This window comes from Collimonas pratensis (assembly GCF_001584185.1).
Classification (GTDB): domain Bacteria; phylum Pseudomonadota; class Gammaproteobacteria; order Burkholderiales; family Burkholderiaceae_D; genus Collimonas; species Collimonas pratensis.
In genome coordinates this window covers 2,020,097-2,037,648 of record NZ_CP013234.1, presented here as the reverse complement: position 1 = coordinate 2,037,648, position 17,552 = coordinate 2,020,097, and the positions used below count along the sequence as shown (strand labels likewise).

Annotated in this window: 15 protein-coding genes; 7 read left to right on the top strand and 8 right to left on the bottom strand. The window is 59.3% G+C overall.

Annotated elements, in window-relative coordinates; translation table 11 throughout:
* Positions 1-81: 81 nt before the first annotated feature.
* The 6 genes from CPter91_RS09390 to CPter91_RS09365 all read right to left on the bottom strand — a co-directional run bounded on the left by CPter91_RS09390 (position 82) and on the right by CPter91_RS09365 (position 8,885).
* Positions 82-618, bottom strand: coding sequence for a tetratricopeptide repeat protein (locus CPter91_RS09390; protein WP_061939588.1), 537 nt, complete (start codon positions 616-618; stop codon positions 82-84).
* On the bottom strand, positions 615-1,829 hold the full coding sequence (locus CPter91_RS09385; RefSeq protein ID WP_231879936.1) for a trans-sulfuration enzyme family protein: 1,215 nt from the start codon (positions 1,827-1,829) through the stop codon (positions 615-617). The genes CPter91_RS09390 and CPter91_RS09385 overlap by 4 nt, the downstream gene beginning before the upstream one ends.
* Positions 1,826-3,205: a pyridoxal-phosphate dependent enzyme gene (locus CPter91_RS09380; RefSeq protein WP_061939586.1), complete on the bottom strand. Its 1,380-nt coding sequence runs from the start codon at positions 3,203-3,205 to the stop codon at positions 1,826-1,828. The genes CPter91_RS09385 and CPter91_RS09380 overlap by 4 nt, the downstream gene beginning before the upstream one ends.
* A 209-nt stretch (positions 3,206-3,414) precedes the next feature.
* Positions 3,415-6,264, bottom strand: a complete 2,850-nt coding sequence (locus CPter91_RS09375) for a TonB-dependent receptor plug domain-containing protein (protein ID WP_061939584.1) — start codon at positions 6,262-6,264, stop codon at positions 3,415-3,417.
* 567 nt (positions 6,265-6,831) lie between these two features.
* On the bottom strand, positions 6,832-8,220 hold the full coding sequence (locus CPter91_RS09370) for a sensor histidine kinase (RefSeq protein WP_061939582.1): 1,389 nt from the start codon (positions 8,218-8,220) through the stop codon (positions 6,832-6,834).
* Entirely contained in the window at positions 8,217-8,885 is a 669-nt protein-coding gene (locus CPter91_RS09365) for a response regulator transcription factor (RefSeq protein ID WP_061939580.1), read from the bottom strand. The genes CPter91_RS09370 and CPter91_RS09365 overlap by 4 nt, the downstream gene beginning before the upstream one ends.
* A gap of 223 nt (positions 8,886-9,108) precedes the next feature.
* On the opposite strand from CPter91_RS09365, the gene CPter91_RS09360 reads away from it, so the two are divergent.
* Together CPter91_RS09360 and CPter91_RS09355 are read left to right on the top strand one after the other, a co-directional pair.
* A complete protein-coding gene (locus CPter91_RS09360; RefSeq protein WP_061939577.1) occupies positions 9,109-9,504 on the top strand; it encodes a MerR family transcriptional regulator in 396 nt (131 codons plus the stop codon).
* Between the two features lie 16 nt (positions 9,505-9,520).
* Positions 9,521-9,925, top strand: a complete 405-nt coding sequence (locus CPter91_RS09355) for a carboxymuconolactone decarboxylase family protein (protein ID WP_061939575.1) — start codon at positions 9,521-9,523, stop codon at positions 9,923-9,925.
* Between the two features lie 313 nt (positions 9,926-10,238).
* Here CPter91_RS09355 and CPter91_RS09350 read toward each other — a convergent pair whose 3' ends face one another.
* Positions 10,239-11,177, bottom strand: coding sequence for a LysR substrate-binding domain-containing protein (locus CPter91_RS09350; RefSeq protein WP_061939573.1), 939 nt, complete (start codon positions 11,175-11,177; stop codon positions 10,239-10,241).
* A gap of 196 nt (positions 11,178-11,373) precedes the next feature.
* Here CPter91_RS09350 and CPter91_RS09345 point away from each other — a divergent pair, with 196 nt between their 5' ends.
* The 5 genes from CPter91_RS09345 to leuA all read left to right on the top strand — a co-directional run bounded on the left by CPter91_RS09345 (position 11,374) and on the right by leuA (position 16,603).
* A complete protein-coding gene (locus CPter91_RS09345) occupies positions 11,374-12,681 on the top strand; it encodes an MFS transporter (RefSeq protein ID WP_061939571.1) in 1,308 nt (435 codons plus the stop codon).
* A 12-nt stretch (positions 12,682-12,693) separates the two neighbouring features.
* Entirely contained in the window at positions 12,694-13,152 is a 459-nt protein-coding gene (locus CPter91_RS09340) for a GNAT family N-acetyltransferase (RefSeq protein ID WP_061939570.1), read from the top strand.
* A gap of 110 nt (positions 13,153-13,262) precedes the next feature.
* Positions 13,263-13,586, top strand: coding sequence for a hypothetical protein (locus CPter91_RS09335; RefSeq protein WP_061939568.1), 324 nt, complete (start codon positions 13,263-13,265; stop codon positions 13,584-13,586).
* 534 nt (positions 13,587-14,120) lie between these two features.
* Entirely contained in the window at positions 14,121-14,261 is a 141-nt protein-coding gene (locus tag CPter91_RS25640) for a DUF3096 domain-containing protein (protein WP_082792731.1), read from the top strand.
* A 635-nt stretch (positions 14,262-14,896) separates the two neighbouring features.
* Positions 14,897-16,603 carry a 2-isopropylmalate synthase gene (gene leuA, locus CPter91_RS09325; protein ID WP_061939564.1) on the top strand — a complete coding sequence of 569 codons (1,707 nt, stop codon included), beginning with the start codon at positions 14,897-14,899 and terminating at the stop codon, positions 16,601-16,603.
* Between the two features lie 223 nt (positions 16,604-16,826).
* Here leuA and CPter91_RS09320 read toward each other — a convergent pair whose 3' ends face one another.
* Entirely contained in the window at positions 16,827-17,444 is a 618-nt protein-coding gene (locus tag CPter91_RS09320) for an FMN-dependent NADH-azoreductase (protein ID WP_061939562.1), read from the bottom strand.
* Positions 17,445-17,552: the final 108 nt, after the last annotated feature.

The following is a 17,552-nucleotide window of genomic DNA, read 5'->3' as shown; positions in this document are numbered from 1 at the left end:
GAAAAGTCCCGGATGCCTGTGTAGACACAGGCATCCGGGCTTTTTATTTGTTGCGGACAACCTAGAAACTTCAGCCGGCGATCAAGACCAGCTCGAGGCCAACGCGGCGTTCTTGAGAATTTCCGCGGCGTTTCCTGTCACCGAACGGTTATAGCGCGACAAATGCGGCGCCAGCGTCGTCAGCGCCAGGCAAGCCGCCTCCACCGCCCTGCCCTGCACCAGATACGTGAGCGCCAGGATGGCCCGGGTTTCATCGTACAAAGCAGTGCCGTAGGCGGGATCGGCATAACGCTGCAGCTGGGCGCTAATCAGACGCTCACTTTCATCCAGCTGCCCAAGCAGGCGTAAGCTGCTGCCAAGCTGGATCGACGCCCGTGCCTGGCGGTAAGGATCGAGACTTGCGCTGGCCAGGGCCGCCCGGTACAGCGGCTCCGCCTCCGCTTCCAAGCCAGCAGTGTCCCGCACGCAGGCACGCTCGAACAGCGCCACGGGGTCAGCCTCAGGCCGCTCTGCGGCCAGCGCGTCGACCCCGGCCACAAGCTGCTCCGGCGCAATGGCATCGATCTGCTGCCACAGCGCCGCCAGCCGTTGCTCCCATTCCGGCAAACTCTGGCTCATGCTTTCATCGCAGCAAAGGCGTTTTGCAAATCCTTCTTCAGATCGGCAATATTTTCCACCCCGACCGATAACCGGATCAACGTATCGGTGATCCCCAGCGTCGCCCGGTGCGCCGCGGGAATCGTCGCATGCGTCATGATGGCTGGATGCTCGATCAGGCTTTCGACGCCGCCCAGGCTTTCCGCCAGGGCGAAGATTTCACAGCGCTCGAGGAAGCGCCGGGCGCCGGCCAGGTCGGTTTTCAGGTCGACCGAGATGATGCCGCCATAGCCTTGCATCTGACGTTGCGCCAGCTCATGCTGGGGATGCGAGCGCAAGCCTGGATAATGGACGCGCGCCACTTCCGGCAGGCTTTCCAGCCAGTTGGCCAGCTCCAGCCCGTTCTGGCAATGGCGCTCGACCCGCAGCGCCAATGTCTTGATGCCGCGCAGAGCCAGGAAACTGTCGAACGGACCGGCAATGGCACCCACCGCGTTCTGCAGGAATCCAAGCCGCTCCAGCCATTCCGCCTGGCGCGCTTCGCGGCCGACCACGGCGATACCGCCGATGATGTCGGAGTGGCCATTCAGGTATTTGGTGGTGGAATGCAGCACGACGTCGAAGCCCAGCGTCAACGGCTGCTGCACCATCGGGCTGGCGAAGGTATTGTCGGCCACGGCGATAATGCCGCGCTCGCGGCAGATCTTGGCGATCGCTTCCAGGTCCGCCAGTTTCAGCATCGGATTGGTTGGCGTTTCTACCCACACCATCTTGGTTTCGGGCCGGATAGCGTCCAGCAGGTTTTGCGGATCGACCAGGTTGACATAGCTGAACGACAGGCCGGCGCTACGCCGCCGCACCTTGTCGAACAGGCGGTAGGTGCCGCCGTAGAGGTCGTCGCCGGCAATCACATGGGCGCCAGCATCCAGCAACTCCAGCACATTAGCGGCAGCGGCCATGCCGGAAGCGAAGGCGAAGCCTTGCGCGCCCTGCTCGAGATCGGCGACGCAGCGCTCCAGCGCCCAGCGCGTCGGATTATGGGAACGGCCGTAATCCAGGCCCTTGTTCACGCCCGGACTTTGCTGCACGAAGGTGGAGGTGGCGTAGATCGGCGGCATGATGGCGCCGGTAGACGGATCGGGCGCCTGGCCGGCGTGGATCACGCGCGTGGCGAAATGCATGCCGGCCGCGTGGCCGCCCTCTTTATGGTTGCTCGGGTCTGATTTCATCATAGGCTCCTGCGAAGATGGTTGAGTAGATCGAAACGGGTAATCAGGCCATGGAATTGCTGGTCGTCGGCAATGATGGCGACCAGGCCGCGCGCCAGCGTGTTGCGCAAGGCCGGCAAGCCGGCGTCTGGCGCCAGCTTTTCTATGGCGCTGGTCATGGTGCTGCTGACCGGGTCGCTGAAGTGCGCGGGCGCTGCCGCCACCTTGAGCAGCAGGTCAGATTCATCGATGATGCCGACCACTTGGCGGCCCTCCTGCGCCAGCACCGGCAATTGCGAGACGTCGGCGCTGCGCATGCGGTTGAAGGCGGTCATCAGGGTATCGTCGGCGGCAACGCTGATGACGCCGCCGTCGGTGTAGCGGCGGCCGATGATGTCGCGCAGGTCGCCCAGTATTTCGCGCTTGAGCAAGCCCTGGTCGCGCATCCAGTTGTCGTTGTACACCTTCGACAGGTAGCGGGTGCCGGTATCGCAGACGATGGTGACCACGCGCTTGGGCACCGTCTGCTCGCGGCAATAGCGCAAAGCCGCCGCCAGCAAGGTGCCGGTGGAGGAACCGCCAAGGATGCCTTCCGCCCGCACCAGTTCGCGCGCGCAGCGGAAGCTTTCTTCGTCGCTGATGGTATATGTATGTTTCACCGCCGAGAGGTCGGCAATCGATGGAATGAAATCCTCGCCGATGCCTTCGACTGCCCAGGAACCCGGCGTCGAGGTTATCTCACCGGTGTTGACATACTCGGCCAGGATCGATCCCTGCGGATCGGCCAGCACAAATTCCAGCTGCGGCTGCGCCTTGCGGAAGAAACGCGTCAGGCCGGTCAGCGTGCCGGCCGAGCCGACGCCGCAGACAATCGCATCCAGCCGCTGTTCGCATTGCTGCCAAATCTCGGGGCCGGTGCTTTGCTCATGCGCCAGCGGGTTGTGCGGATTGTTGAACTGGTCGGCAAAGAAAGCGCCCGGCATTTCGCGCGCCAGGCGCGCTGCCACATCCTGGTAATACTCCGGATGGCCTTTGCCGACGTCGGAACGGGTGATATGGATTTGCGCGCCCAGCGCTTTCAGGTGCTGGATTTTTTCCACCGCCATCTTGTCCGGCACCACCAGGATCACGCGATAACCTTTGGCGCAAGCCACCAGCGCCAGGCCCAGGCCGGTATTGCCGGCAGTCGCCTCGATCACGGTGCCGCCGGGCTGCAGGCGGCCGTCCTTCTCGGCCGCATCGATCATGGACAGTCCGATGCGGTCCTTGATAGAGCCGCCGGGATTTTGCGATTCCAGCTTGAGGAACAACTGGCAGCAGCCGGTATCGAGCCGCGTGACTTCTATCAGCGGGGTATTGCCAATCAAGTCCAGCACCGCTGGACGGCTAGCTAAGTTCATGGGCAGATCTTCCTGTCAGAAAGGCGGCAGCCGTCACGCTGCCAGTTTCACATCAGACGATCGGCCTATCTTATCAGTTCTTCACTGAAACATTTGGCTGCAGAAAATCCAAGGCCTGAATTCAGGCTGCGTTACGGCGGACATAAAAAAGCCGGACGCAAACTTCGCGTCCGGCTTTCAGGCGTGATCAGCCTGCTAGCTAGCTACGGTCAGAACTTGTAGCTGCCGGTGAGGTAGAGCTGACGTCCCAGCGGATCAGTGTAGCGTGCATCATAGCCAACCTGGTTGCCGCCGCCGGCATTGACCAGAGACAAAGGCGGAGTACGGGCAAACAGATTCTTGATGCCTGCCGTGATTTCCAGACCCTTTTGCACAGTCAGCTTGGTTTGCCAGTCGAATGTGGTGTAAGAAGCCACATCGTGGTTAGGCATGTCCACAAAAGCGCCGTACGAACCGTCAGGATTGATGATGCGCACCGCACCGCTGTCTGCCGTATAGGTCTGGTCGTGATAACCGGAACGGTAGTTGGCGGTCAGGGTATGCGTCCAATGGTCCGATTGCTTCCAGGAAGCAGCCAGGTGCGAGATGATGCGGAACACCACCTGCTGATCCGAACCGTACTTGCCGATGTCGCTCTGCACGCCGTTGCCCGGGATATCCTGTTGGGCCTTCAGCATGTAAGTACCAGTCCATTGCAGGCTCATGTCGCCAATCGGCGTCTTGGTCCGGTAGCTATGATCCCAGTCGATACCTTGGTACGAAGCACTGGCCAGATTGACCGGTGTTTGCAGCAGGGCCACTGTTGGTCCGATAGCCGGATCGTTGTACAAGGTCAGGTAGTTCGAATACGCAGCTGGATTAGCGAACGGCAGCGACTCCGGCAGGAACACGATCTGGTTCTTGATATTGACGCGCCACAGATCGAAACCGATCGACAGGTTGCGGATCGGCTCCAGACGGAAGCCAATCGTGCTCTGGGTTGATGTTTCCGGCTTCAAACCAGCGGAACCAGTCTGGCCGTTACCACCTTGCAGCACGTCGTACTGAGACGTGCCTTGGCAACCTGCCGCACGTGGATCAGGTGGTGAAAACGGGCAGGTGTATGTTCCCAGGGTTACGCCAAACGGCGACAGCGGATTGGTGATCTGCGACAGGTTAGGAGCCCGGAAGCCTGTGCCGTAGGAACCGCGCAACAGGAAGGAATCCACAGGCTGCCAGCGTGCCGAAATCTTGTACGTGGCTTTGCTGGCGGAGTTGCCTTGGGTTGCCGAAGCGATCGGATTGCCGTTGATGTCAAAGTTCGCATCGTTTTTGGCAGCATCGTAGCTGTCGTAACGCAAGGCGCCTGTCAGGTCCAGGTTCTTCGCCACCGGCACCAGCAATTCGGTGAAGGCGCCGTAGTTCTTGCGGCTTGCATCGATTGGCAGCTGGCCGGCATTACCGCCGATCATGAAGTCGGTGTAATTAGGCTGGAGCGCATTGGTCCCCATCAAAATGGCGCTCGGGCTCAGGCTGTACTGCTCTCTTGCCACTTCGGCGCCGATACCGATCTGCGCGGTACCCGCTGGCAATGTGAACAAGTCATGCGAAGCATGCAGGTTCAGCACATCCAGCTTGGTGGTCGATTTATTCAGTTCCTGGTGCAGAACGGCTGGCGCCAATACGCCCGCCGCTGATCCGGGAGTCGCGAAAGGATCGAAATTACCTGCCGCAACGATGGTGTTGAAGGCGTTGTTGCTGAGGTAGCCGCCGGTCGCCGTGTCGGTCCAGGTATTTTGCGAATGGGTGAAGGACGCGTTGTAGTCCCATCCATAAGCATTGCCATCCACCCCGAACGCCATGTGCAAGGCGTTGGTCTTGTACTCGTCGGTACGGCCGCCGGCATCGACCAGGCGCATGTTCATCGTAGCGCCGGTCACGTCACCCGGAGCGATTCCCAGCTGCCCCAGATAGGGCGTGACGTATTTGTTGTACAAAGCGCTGCCAGGCGTCAGCTGCAAGCCCTGGGCTGCCGGCGCATATTGCGGCTCGATCTTGAAGCTCGACGCCACTACTTCACCGAACAGCGTAGTAGCGCTGTTGAGCTTGAAATTGCCCGATGCGACAAAACTGTCGCGTGTCGACTTCGGAATCAGCTCCACCGTCGAGGCGTAATTGTATTTGCAATACTGGCCGGACAGGAAAGTATTCGCCGCGCATTGGCCGGTTTGCAGATAATTGGGTGAAAACTGCGTCACGGTGTTACCGCCGTTGCTTTTCAGCGTCACGCCGGCTGGCGCCGTATAGCTGCTCAACTGGTACAGCGAGTATTGCTGGCCGCCGACGCTGAACGGCACCAGGCCGCTATTGGAAAAACTGCGCTGGTTCGCTTCCAGGTTGGCCTGTTCGTCGTGGCTGTACGACAGCATGACGTTGTAGCCATCCTTGTCCAGATCACCGAAACCTTTGGTGATGCCGACGTTGTAGCTCTTGCCGCCTGACTTGAGCGGAGAATTGTAATTGCCGGTCAGTGTCAGGTCGGTGGAATTTTTCTTGAGAATGAAGTTGACCACGCCGCCGATCGCATCGGAGCCGTACAAGGCCGAGGCGCCGTCAGTCAGGATTTCAACCCGTTCGACAGCAGACAGCGGGATGCTGGCCAGGTTGACCGCGGTATCCTGCGAGCGAGCGATCCGGCGACCGTTCAGCAGCACCAGCGTGTAAGCTGATCCGATGCCGTGGATGGAGGCTGTTTCCAAGCCGCCGCCGCTACCGTTGACCGAGCTCGACTGCGGGACGAAGCCCTGCATCGAAGGCAAAGCCTGGATCAGGTCGGTCACCGAAGTGGCGCCGCTCTTGGCGATGTCGTCTTGCGTCAGCGTCTGGACCGGCAGAGCCCCTTCTTTGGTAATACGTTTGATTGATGAACCTGTAATTTCAACACGTTGCATCTGTTGCGATGAATCGTCGGCCTTTGTCTCCTGCGCCTGTACCGAATGAGCCAGCAATCCTAGCCCTACAGCCACGCCGCCTGAAAACATCAGTCGCAGCGCATGAGGCAACTTTCTTTCTTTTATCATTACAAACTCCCTTTGGGTAAGTTTCAGAGCATAAAAATTTTTGTAAAAAACACACAGATTTGTTAATCGCCTTGTGGGCGATGCAAGCGAAACCTTGTTCACATACCGGGAAAACAGGTTTCTTTTGCGGTGTTGACGTTTCTAGCGAAGTTCTTTTTCTGCGCCACATTTTGGGTGCCGCGAAAAAATATTTCCGCACAAACACAAGCAGAGCAACAAACATGCCACAAAACTTTTAACGCTGAACTATGCCTCTCCGGGCGGTCCGCCAGTTGCGGCGCACCATACGGAGGAGCGGTTGCTCGACATTTAAATTACCGGAAAGAAATTGACTTTGGGAACTGACGTGGCTTGGCGTAAGCGGCATACAACAACTCAAGCGCTCAAAAGTAACAAGCGTAAAAGTTATACACATAAGGAACTATTTAGTGCATATTACTGTCCCCGCAGCGGAGGAAAAGCACGGAATTTATTATTTATACAATAAATGCCATTTCGTCACTCCACCCTGGATCGACCTGGCCGGAGGGGCGATTTTGCTGCACTGCCCATGCACCGGAATGAAGCTTAAGCGGGGAGTTTTGAAGGCGCGCCCAAAATTGGGAAGGGAAAATGCACCGAAAAGATCGTGCCGCCTGCCGCGCCCGGTTCCAGCGTGATCCTGGCGCCATGGTCCTTGGCGATATCGCGCACGATGGCCAGTCCGAGGCCGTTGCCGGCGACGCTGTCGTCGAGCCGGTGTGAGCGCTTGAAAATCGATTCCTGCTCCGACGGCGCGATCCCGGGCCCGGAATCCTCCACCGAAAAGATCCCGCCGTCCTTGCCTTGCAGGGTGCTGACCGTGACCCGGCCATTGCGCGGCGAATAGCGGATGGCGTTGTCAATCAGGTTATCAATCAGATCGCGCAACAGGAAATGGTCGCCCATCACCCGCGTCGGCTGCAGGTTGAAGCCGAGATCGATATGCTTCTTGTGCGCTTCTTCGACAAAATGCTGGACCGAGCCCTCGACCAGCTGGTTCATTTCCACCACCCGCAGCCTTTCCTTTTCAAACTTGGCAGGTTCGGCGCGCGCAAGCGTCAGCAACTGGTTGGTCTGGCGGATCATGCGTTCGGTGGATGAGGTCATCAGCACGATCGAATGGGCGCTCTCAGGCTCATCCGCATGCTTGTGGAGCAGCCACTCCAGCTGCGTCCGGAAACCGGCCAGCGGCGTGCGCAACTGATGCGCCACGTTCGCCAGGAAATTCTGCTGCGCCTTGGCGTCCTGCTGCACCCGCTCCAGCAAGCCGTTGATGGCTTTCACCACCGGGGCGAGCTCGGACGGCACCGGCTTCTCGTCGAGCGCCGACAAGTCGTCGCGGCTACGCGCATTCAGCTCCTCCCGCATTTTCTTGAGCGGCAGCAAACCTTTGCTGATCGCCAGCCAGATCACGGCTATCAGCGCCAGCGCCAATACCCCCTCCAGCAACAGCAGCGCCAGGAAGATCACGGAACGGATGTGGGTGCGCTTACGCAAGGTTTCGGCGACGCCGATATGCACCGTCTGTTTGCCGACCAGGGTTTTCAAGGCCATGATGCGCACCGGTTCGCCGCGCATGAAGCCATCGTAGGGAGCCGGCTCGTTCAGCGCTTCACGTTCCGGCAGCGCAGGAAAATCGGCGTCTCCCGCCAGCAGCTTGCCTTGCTGATCGCGCACCACCAGGAAGATGGCGTCGAAGTGATCGACCCGCAGCACCTGCTCGGCCTGCTTCGACAGATCGATCTCTACCTGCGAACCATTCTCATGCAAACGCGGGATCATGGCCCAGCCGGCATCCGCCAGACTCTGGTCAAAGGCGATCTGGGCCGGGATCCAGGCCAGCCAGTAAGTGACGCCGGCGCCGATGATATTCACGCTCAGCAGCGGCACCACCAGCCACTTCAGCAAGCTGACGCGGATGCTGGGCAGCTTCATGGTTCGGTTTTTTCCAGCATGTAGCCGAAGCCGCGTATGGTGCGGATTTCAATACCCGCATCGGCAATCTTCAGGCGGATGCGCGAGATGTAGACTTCCACCGCATTCAGGGTCAGCTCGGCGCCCCACGGCAAGATGGCGTCGATGATCTGCTGCCGCGACACCACCCGCGACGCTTGCTGCAGCAGGTATTCCAGCACCGCCCACTCGCGCACCGAGAGATCGATCGTCTTGCCGTTGATCTTGGCCCGCCGCGATGAAGTATTCAGCGACAGCCCGCCCAAGTGCATTTCCAGCGGCTGCGGCGCGCTGCGGCGCAAGAGCGCGCGCACCCGCGCCACCAGCTCCTGCGTGGCGAACGGCTTGACCAGATAATCGTCGGCGCCCAGTTCCAGTCCGTAAACCCGGTCCTGCACCGAATCGCGCGCGGTCAGCAGCAGTACCGGCACCTGGCTGCCGCGCGCCCGCAGACGTCGCACCACTTCAAAGCCGTCGATCCCGGGCAAACCGATATCCAGCACGACCACGGAGATTTCCGTACGCTGCAGCAGTGCATCGGCATCGTTACCGTTCTGCACCACGTCGACCACCATGCCGTGGCCTTTGAAAATGCGCAGGATGCCGTCCGCCAGCACCGAATCGTCTTCCACCAAAAGAATATGCATTGCTTCCCTTACTGCTTCCTTAGCGATGCCTGGGCGGAGCCCGGCAGCCTGTTATCGTCGCTGCATTGTCGCGGCATTATCTTTATAGCAATCTTCGATAACCTAGCGCCAATTTTAATCGTTTGCCATGCATTTGCGTTGACCGGCAGACTCCCGCGGCCAGCAAACTGCTGTGATAATAGTGCTTGACCTAGAGCGCACTCTAACTTCTACACTTTATCCCATGGCCACTTCCATCACGATCCAACAGGCAGCAGCAACAACCGGACTCAGCGTCCACACTTTGCGCTATTACGAAAAGATAGGCTTGATAGATCCTGTCCCGCGGCAAAGCAATCAGCATCGCCTGTACCGCCAGGAAGACCTGCGCTGGATTGAATTCCTGCTCAGGCTGCGCGCTACCGGGATGTCGATACAGCAGATGCTGCGTTACGCGGAGCTGCGCAGGCTGGGGGATCGCCTTGGAAGTGTGTCAGAACGCAAGGCATTGCTGGAACAGCATGCCACAACGCTGGAAGCCGATCTTTTGGTGTTGCAAGACACCCTGGCCATGTTGCGCGGAAAAATCGCCATCTACGCCAGCCAGGAAGAACAGCTGAAAGCCCTCGTCGACACATAATCATTGGGAGCATCACATGCAACAAAGCACATACGAAAAAGGTCTGCAACGCTTGAAGGAAGTGGACGATATCGCCGGCGAAAAGGTCATCGACAGCTTGGCCGACATCTCGCCAGACCTGGGACGCTATGTCATCGAATTCGGTTTCGGCGAAATTTATTCGCGTCCGGGACTGACCCTGCAACAGCGCGAGCTGGCGACGGTAGCCGCGCTGACGGCGATGGGAACGGCGCAGCCGCAACTGAAGGTGCATCTGGCGGCGGCCCTGAATGTCGGCCTGTCACGCCTGGAAATCACTGAAACCATCATGCAGATGGCCTTGTACGCCGGCTTTCCGGCGGCATTGAACGGCATGTTTGCGGCCAAGGAAGTGTTCGCCGAACATGACCGCCTCGACCGGTCCGAGACCGGCGGGCACTAAGCGGCTACCGGCTCGCTCCGCTTGATCAGGGCGGAGCTGCGGCACAGATTCCCGGGATACCAGCAAACAGTACGGCGCATGCGGTTTTCAAAGCATTCTCGGAAGGGTAATCCGGGAAAAATCTGTCATATGGAGATTCGGTAAAGCATCCGACTGACAGACGATGCGGCCATGGTGGCGGCCCTCGCAGCACGCGTTTAACTCTGCTGTGACTGAAGTCTAAGGGAGCATCGCCGCGGACAGGAAATACCGATTCAGGATAGGGGCATAAGAAAAAACGATAGCCAGTTTCTCTCCAGCAAACCGATACACGTCAAGGCCGCGCCAGGATCCTTGCATGCAGCCACTCGCCACTGCGGCACAGTTCATCGGTCACCTCCAGCACCAGCCGTTCGACCGCCGCCGCCGCGGTGGTCAGCGGAATATTCCTGGAAGCGCACAGCGCCAGCGTGCGCGACAATTTTTCGCCGCTGATCGAGTAGGCCGTCATTTCGCCACGCCGGATCTCCGGCAGCAGGGGCGCCACCGGCAAGATGGTGGCGCCGATGTCGGCCAGGATGGCCGACTTCATGATGGTCACCGAACTGATCTCGATGACGTTTTCCAATACGATGCCGGCCGCCCGAGCGACGCTTTCGATGCGCGGACGGACGCCGTGCTGCATGCCCGGCAGAATCAGCCGGGCCTTGGCCGCGCGAGCAAAGGTCACCGAACGGCGCGCGGTCGCATACTGCGAACCGCTGCGCGTGATGAACATCATTTCCTCTTCCGCCAGCGGCGTCACGGCAAACGAGCCTAACTGGCCGTCGTCGAACAGCACCGCCAGGTTGATACGGCCGGTCTTGAGCTGCTCGATCAGGTTGCCGGTCAGTTCTTCCGTCAGCTGCAGCGAGATATCCGGATAGCGGGCGCGCATCGCCGTCAGCAAAGGCAGCGCCAGGATGCCGGAAACGCTTTGCGGGATACCTAATGCAACCGTGCCGGTCGGCTTGTCGGTGGATTGCGCAACGGCCGACCTGGCGTCAATCACCTGCTTGAGGATGGCTTGCGCATGTTCGTAGAAAATCTTGCCGGCATCGGTAGCGATCACGCCCTGCGCCGAACGGTGCAAGAGCTGCGCCGACAACTCGTCTTCCAGCTGCTTGATCTGCTGGGTCAGCGCCGGCTGGGCGATGTGCAAGACGCGCGCCGCACGCGACAGCGATCCATGATCGACGATGGCGACAAAATAGCGCAGTTGACGCAACTCCATAAAACGCGGACCTCTGTGTTGTGTGTTGATAGGCTGGGCAACCAGGAATAGTGTAAACGAGTTCGTCCGCCCCGCCCTGAAATCGACAGCGGAGGCATGACACGACACTGGGCTCCGGCTACAATGCATCTTACAAAATCATCGCCAAGCTGAAATTCCACCGTCGCTTCTTATAACTAAAATAAGGCAGAGAGACATGTCCGAACCTTCAAGCCCAGCAAACGCTGCCGCCGGCAGCGCCTTCGAAGCCGCCACCTACGCCAAGGTTACCTGGCGCTTGCTGCCGATGCTGTTCCTCTGCTACGTCGCCTCCTACCTCGACCGCGTCAACGTCGGCTTCGCCAAGCTGCAGATGCTGAATGACCTGAAGTTCAGTGAAACCGTCTACGGCCTCGGCGCCGGGATTTTCTTTATCGGCTACTTCATCTTTGAAATCCCCAGCAACATGATGCTGCACCGGGTCGGCGCCCGGCTCTGGATCGCCCGCATCATGATCAGCTGGGGCCTGATCTCCGGCGCCATGATTTTCGTCGACAGTCCGACCAGTTTCTATGCCATGCGCTTCCTGCTGGGCGTCGCCGAAGCCGGCTTCTTCCCCGGCGTCATTCTTTACCTGACTTACTGGTATCCGGCACACCGGCGCGGCAAGATGACGGCGCTGTTCATGACCGGGGTGCCGGTCTCCGGCGTCATCGGCGGTCCGCTGTCGGGCTGGATCATGAAAGCCCTGCCCGGCGTGCATGGGCTGGCGGGCTGGCAATGGATGTTCATCCTGGAGGCGATCCCGTCCCTGGTGCTGGGTGTGGTGGTGATCTTTTACCTGCAGGACCGGATTCGCGGCGCAGCCTGGCTGAGCGAACAGGAAAAGCTGCTGCTGGAAGCGCAGATACAGGCTGAAACCAGCCAGAAGCAAGAGGCTTCGCTGGGCCAGATGTTCGCCAATCCGCGCGTCTGGCTGATGGCGCTGATTTACTTCTGCTTCGTCATGGGCCTGTACGGCGTCAGCTTCTGGCTGCCGACCATCATCAAGACCACCGGCGTCACCGATACCTTCAACATCGGTTTGCTGACCGCGATTCCCTACGCCACCGCCGCGGTCGCCATGATCTTGATCGGCCACAGCGCCGACCTGCGGCGCGAGCGGCGTTGGCATGTGGCGATTCCGGCGGTGCTGGGCTGCATCGGCCTGATCTTCAGTACCGTGTACGACCACAATACCTTGCTGGCCATGGCGGCGCTGACGCTGGCCACGGTCGGCATCATTACCGTGCTGCCACTGTTCTGGAGCCTGCCGACAGCGTTTCTCGGCGGCGCCGCGGCCGCGGCCGGAATTGCCTTGATCAACTCGCTTGGCAACCTGGCCGGCTTCGTCAGCCCCTACCTGGTCGGCTGGCTGAAGGACCAGACCCACAGCACCAACAGCGGCATGTACGTACTGGCGGCGTCGCTGCTGCTGGGCGCCGTGCTGACGCTGTCGGTGCCTAAGCATCTGGTAAACAAATAAGCCAGGACAGGCATGGCGACGCAACTCGAATTCAGGCCGGCAAGCAGCGCAGACCTGCCCTTTCTCATGGCATTGCGGCATGCCACCATGAATGAGCATCTGGCGCGGGCGAACGCGGCGAGCAACGATGCCGCCCACCTGGCGCGCATCCTGTTCCAGTTCGAGCACGCACAGATCATCTCCATCGCGGGCCAGCAGATCGGGCTGCTGAAAGCCTATCGCGAGCCTACGCAGTGGTATATCGCCCAAATCCAGATCACGCCTGCATTCCAGGGCCAAGGACTGGGCCGCCTGCTGATCGACAAGGTGCTGGCCCAGGCGGGTCATGACCGGCTGCCGACGGTACTCAGCGTCCTTGATGGCAACCCCGCCAGAAGACTATATGAGGTGGCAGGCTTCAAGGAAGTCGGCCGCGACGGCACGGCATGCCTGATGTCCTGCCCGCCGCAAACCGCGGCCGCCAGCGCCTGATTAACCCCTTCGCTAAAAAAATCGCAAAGTGCTTGCAATCGAACTCGCCTTGGATAATAATTTAAATGAGAATCATTACTATTTAAAGCCACTCTATCAAGGAGCATTTGATGATTAGTACGCGCGATGCAACAGACGGCCCGGCCGACAACTACCGTACCCCGCCAGAGCTCTTGATCTCAGCGGTCTTGCACTTGATATCCCAATACAATATGCACACCCTGGCGACCGACGCCTGCGTGCAGTCGGCGCGCACCATCGAACGGCACTTGCGCACCCTGTCCGACTGGCCGGAACTGGCGCCGGTGCTGCGCGCCACTTGCCAGCAATTGTCGGAGCAATGGACCTCGATGATCGAGCGTGCCCTGCCGAAACAGAAAAACGAACGCTCCGCCTTTATCACACGCCTGATTTCGGGCACAAGAGCGCTGTAAATGATCAAAGAGCCCGACGGCTCTGCCTGAACCATGCGCCGCGGCAGCCGCCGCAGCGCGAATGTATTCCCCGGGAAGGGAGTGAATCCGTCTCCTGCCCGCTCTGAAATGGTAAGGACCCGTCAGGGGATAAGTTGGGCATTTGGGTGGCCATAGCTGGATGCGATGCAAGGCGCCCGCCGCGCCGCGGTGCGAGCACTGCAAGCGGTGGCGAACGTAACAGCGGCAGCAGCGCGCCAGCTATGGCCGCTCAAATGTTCAAGTTATTCCCTGACGGGTCCTAAGCGCCGACGACCTGCCCGTTGCTGACGCTGACCGCCAAGTTTCAATGCGTGCAATTGACGGAATGTGTGTCCTTATCGGCATTAGCCAACATCGTGGCGGTTTCTCCTCCCGTCACAGTGGTCAGCCAAGCCGTTTTTTTGTCCTCCATGCCTTCCTACAGCGGATGGCGGCCTTGTCCTACATTGGAAAAGCAGCCGACGCCGTATCATCGAGTCAGATGCCATCGTGCCACTCGAAAAAGGAATGCATATGTTTACCACCCTGCACCTGACCCCTATCGTTTCGCTGATCGCCGGCGTACTGATCCTGGCAATTCCGCGGCTGCTGAACTACATCATCGCGCTGTACCTGATCGTCATCGGTCTGATTGGCCTGTTCGGCACGCGTTGAATGCGCTACGCGGCACGGGGCGTCCGCTGCCAAAATGCAATATTTACGTGAACGGCAGCGCCGACAACGCCGATTGCCGGCTATTTTTGGCCGGATGCCAAGTCATGCTTGACAAGCCCCGACTTTATCTCATACATTAAGGCCATGGCTTCCCCACGCATCCAATCCCGCTCCCTACAACAGCATCCTGGCTTACTGCCGGCAATGCTGCTGTTGCCGCTACTAGCGCTAGCGCTACTACGCGCACTATGATCTCGGCCCCGTTCTGACGGGGCGCCTGGCAGCAGCACCGCCAAACCAAGAAATCACAGTAGTAAAACTGAAATCCCGCAAGGCGTTTCAATTTTAAAGAGCCCGATTCCATGTACCGCACCCAGCCTCACTCTTCACTCTCCTGCATCGCCGCCATTGCCACCACCACGGCACGCACCTGCTCGCTATCGCTATCCCTGCTAAAGCTACCGATCGGTTGCCTGGCCTCGCGTTGATTTTTTCGAGTGGCAGCCAGGCAACCGCGCCGCCACCGACCTATCCGTTTTCCTGTTTCATCGACATACGCATCTAGCGCACGCATTTAGCGCACGTATCTAGCAAACGTATCCAGTAAATTTAACCAGCTCCCAGAGAGGCTTCCCATGATGTTGCAAAATCCCGCAGTCAAATACCGCCCTTTTCCGACGATCCCCTTGAGCGATCGCACCTGGCCGAATCAAGTGATCAGCGCACCGCCCATCTGGATGAGCACCGATCTGCGCGACGGCAACCAGGCCTTGATCGAACCGATGGATGCCGCGCGCAAGCTGCGCTTCTTCAAATTGCTGGTGAAAATCGGTCTCAAGGAAATCGAAGTCGGTTTTCCATCCGGCTCGCAGACTGACTTCGATTTCGTCCGCAAACTGATCGAGGAAAAGCATATTCCCGACGACGTCACCATCATCGTTTTGACCCAGTCGCGCGAAGACTTGATCCGCCGCACCGTCGACTCGCTCAAAGATGCAAAACAAGCCATCGTCCATCTGTACAATCCTATCGCACCGGCCTGGCGCCGCATCGTGTTCAACAAAAGCCGCGACGAAGTCAAGGAAATCGCCGTCTCCGGCACGCGCCTGATCAAGGAGCTGACCGATGCCCGTCCAGAAACCCAATGGCGCTACGAGTATTCACCGGAAACCTTCAGCATGGCCGAGCTGGACTTCTCCAAGGAAGTCTGCGACGCCGTGGTCGACGCCTGGCAAGCCACGCCGGCCCGCAAAGTCATCCTCAACCTGCCGACCACGGTCGAGTGCAGCACACCGAATGTATTCGCCGACCAGATCGAATGGATGCACCGTAACCTGGCCCGCCGCGATGCCGCCATCATCAGCGTCCATCCGCACAATGACCGCGGCACCGGCGTCGCCGCCGCCGAGCTGGCCGTGATGGCCGGCGCCGACCGCGTCGAAGGCTGCCTGTTCGGCAACGGCGAACGCACCGGCAATGTCGACCTGGTGACACTGGCCCTCAACTTGTACACCCAGGGTGTCAATCCCGGCCTGGACTTTTCCGATATCGATGAGGTTCGCCAATGCGTGGAAGATTGCAACCAGATTCCGGTCCATCCGCGCCACCCGTATGTCGGCGACCTGGTGTTTACCGCCTTCTCCGGCTCGCACCAGGATGCGATCAAGAAGGGTTTCGCCGCACAGAAGGCCGATGCCATCTGGGAAATCCCCTACCTGCCGATCGACCCGGCCGATCTTGGCCGCAGCTACGATGCCGTGATCCGCGTCAACAGCCAGTCCGGTAAGGGCGGCATGGCTTATCTGCTGGAACAGGACTACGGCCTGGCGATGCCGCGCCGCCTGCAGATCGAATTCAGCCGCGCAATCCAGAAAGCTGCCGACGCCACCGGCAAGGAAATTGCCGCCAGCGATATCTATGACATCTTCAAACAAGAGTATCTGGACAAGCAAACGCCGTATGTGTATTGCGGCCACCGCATGAGTGAAGATTCGCGCCAGGCGCAGCCGGTGAAGATCGAAATCGACATCGTGCGCGACGGCCAGGCGCACACCAGCAGCGGCCAGGGCAACGGTCCGATCGACGCCTTCGTCAATGCACTGGGGCTGGACATCAAGCTAATGGATTTCCATGAGCATGCGATCAGCGCCGGCGCCGACGCCCAGGCCGCCAGCTACATCGAGCTGCGCCTCAACGATGCGCCAACCGGGTTCGGCGTCGGCATCGACGCCAATACCCTGACCGCCTCGTTCAAGGCGATCCTGAGCGCCGTCAACCGGCAGATTGAAATCGCCGGCCAGGCCGCTAACCAGGAAATCGGCGGGAGCGCGGCAGCGGCGTAAACCACAGCTTTCTTTTATCCTCCTGCCGCGGCGATCACGCGGCAGGCAGGTATCGTGCAAGCTGGGTATTACCGTACTACATGCTTACATCAGCGCGGCCGGACGTCAGTTACCAGTGACGTTCCGCCGCGCTATTACTTCTTCTACGCCGAATAAAAACAGCAGGCGAAAAAAAACCGCTACTAGTTACCAAGTAGCGTTTTTTTCATTTCAGCCCTGCCGATCAGGCCATTGCCACTGCGCTGGTCAGATCGCTGATACGCGCACGTGCTGCCGCAAAGCTAGCTTCTTTCACTTCCGGACTGTAGGCCAAACCGTCAGCGCGAACCACTTCGATATCGGTAATCCCGAGGAAGCCGAACACCAATTTCAGATAGTCTTCATGGGCGACGCCAGTAGGGCTGCCGGCATGTTTGCCACCCGAAGTAGACACGATCACCACGCGCTTGCCTGTGGCCAGGCCTTCCGGGCCTTTTTCACTATAACGGAAAGTCACGCCAGCAACGCTGATCTGGTCGATCCATGCCTTGAGCTGGGTCGGCACGCTGAAGTTGTACATCGGCGCGCCGAGCACGATCACATCGGCCGCCATGAATTCATTGAGGATTGCTTCGCTGAGCTCCACTTCCAGCTTTTGCGCCAGGTTGCGTTTTTCCGCAGGTGTGCCCTTGGCCGCAAAGCTCGCGCCGCTCAAATGGGCGGTGACGTCTTTGCTCAGGTCGCGGTAAGTCAGTTCAAGATCGGAATCCGCTGCTTGCAGTGTTGCCACTACTTCGCGGGTCAGTTGGCGTGAGGCGGATGCGTCACCGAGAATGCTGGAATCAATATGTAAGAGTTTCATGATATATGCCGTTCGATTAAATTAAGAGTGGGTCAAAATCTATAGCGATCCGTACATCACGATGCCAACAGAGTTTGATTTGCCTGGTTACCTGAACCATTGAGTGCA

Excerpts from the sequence above, each read along its gene's own strand:
- CPter91_RS09385 (WP_231879936.1), bottom strand. The coding sequence starts at position 1,829 with ATGATGAAATCAGACCCGAGCAACCATAAAGAGGGCGGCCACGCGGCC.
- leuA (WP_061939564.1), top strand. The coding sequence starts at position 14,897 with ATGATGTTGCAAAATCCCGCAGTCAAATACCGCCCTTTTCCGACGATC.
- CPter91_RS09360 (WP_061939577.1), top strand. The coding sequence starts at position 9,109 with ATGGCCACTTCCATCACGATCCAACAGGCAGCAGCAACAACCGGACTC.
- CPter91_RS09390 (WP_061939588.1), bottom strand. The coding sequence starts at position 618 with ATGAGCCAGAGTTTGCCGGAATGGGAGCAACGGCTGGCGGCGCTGTGG.
- CPter91_RS09320 (WP_061939562.1), bottom strand. The coding sequence starts at position 17,444 with ATGAAACTCTTACATATTGATTCCAGCATTCTCGGTGACGCATCCGCC.
- CPter91_RS09355 (WP_061939575.1), top strand. The coding sequence starts at position 9,521 with ATGCAACAAAGCACATACGAAAAAGGTCTGCAACGCTTGAAGGAAGTG.
- CPter91_RS09340 (WP_061939570.1), top strand. The coding sequence starts at position 12,694 with ATGGCGACGCAACTCGAATTCAGGCCGGCAAGCAGCGCAGACCTGCCC.
- CPter91_RS09350 (WP_061939573.1), bottom strand. The coding sequence starts at position 11,177 with ATGGAGTTGCGTCAACTGCGCTATTTTGTCGCCATCGTCGATCATGGA.
- CPter91_RS09335 (WP_061939568.1), top strand. The coding sequence starts at position 13,263 with ATGATTAGTACGCGCGATGCAACAGACGGCCCGGCCGACAACTACCGT.
- CPter91_RS09370 (WP_061939582.1), bottom strand. The coding sequence starts at position 8,220 with ATGAAGCTGCCCAGCATCCGCGTCAGCTTGCTGAAGTGGCTGGTGGTG.
- CPter91_RS09345 (WP_061939571.1), top strand. The coding sequence starts at position 11,374 with ATGTCCGAACCTTCAAGCCCAGCAAACGCTGCCGCCGGCAGCGCCTTC.
- CPter91_RS09365 (WP_061939580.1), bottom strand. The coding sequence starts at position 8,885 with ATGCATATTCTTTTGGTGGAAGACGATTCGGTGCTGGCGGACGGCATC.
- CPter91_RS09375 (WP_061939584.1), bottom strand. The coding sequence starts at position 6,264 with ATGATAAAAGAAAGAAAGTTGCCTCATGCGCTGCGACTGATGTTTTCA.
- CPter91_RS09380 (WP_061939586.1), bottom strand. The coding sequence starts at position 3,205 with ATGAACTTAGCTAGCCGTCCAGCGGTGCTGGACTTGATTGGCAATACC.
- CPter91_RS25640 (WP_082792731.1), top strand. The coding sequence starts at position 14,121 with ATGTTTACCACCCTGCACCTGACCCCTATCGTTTCGCTGATCGCCGGC.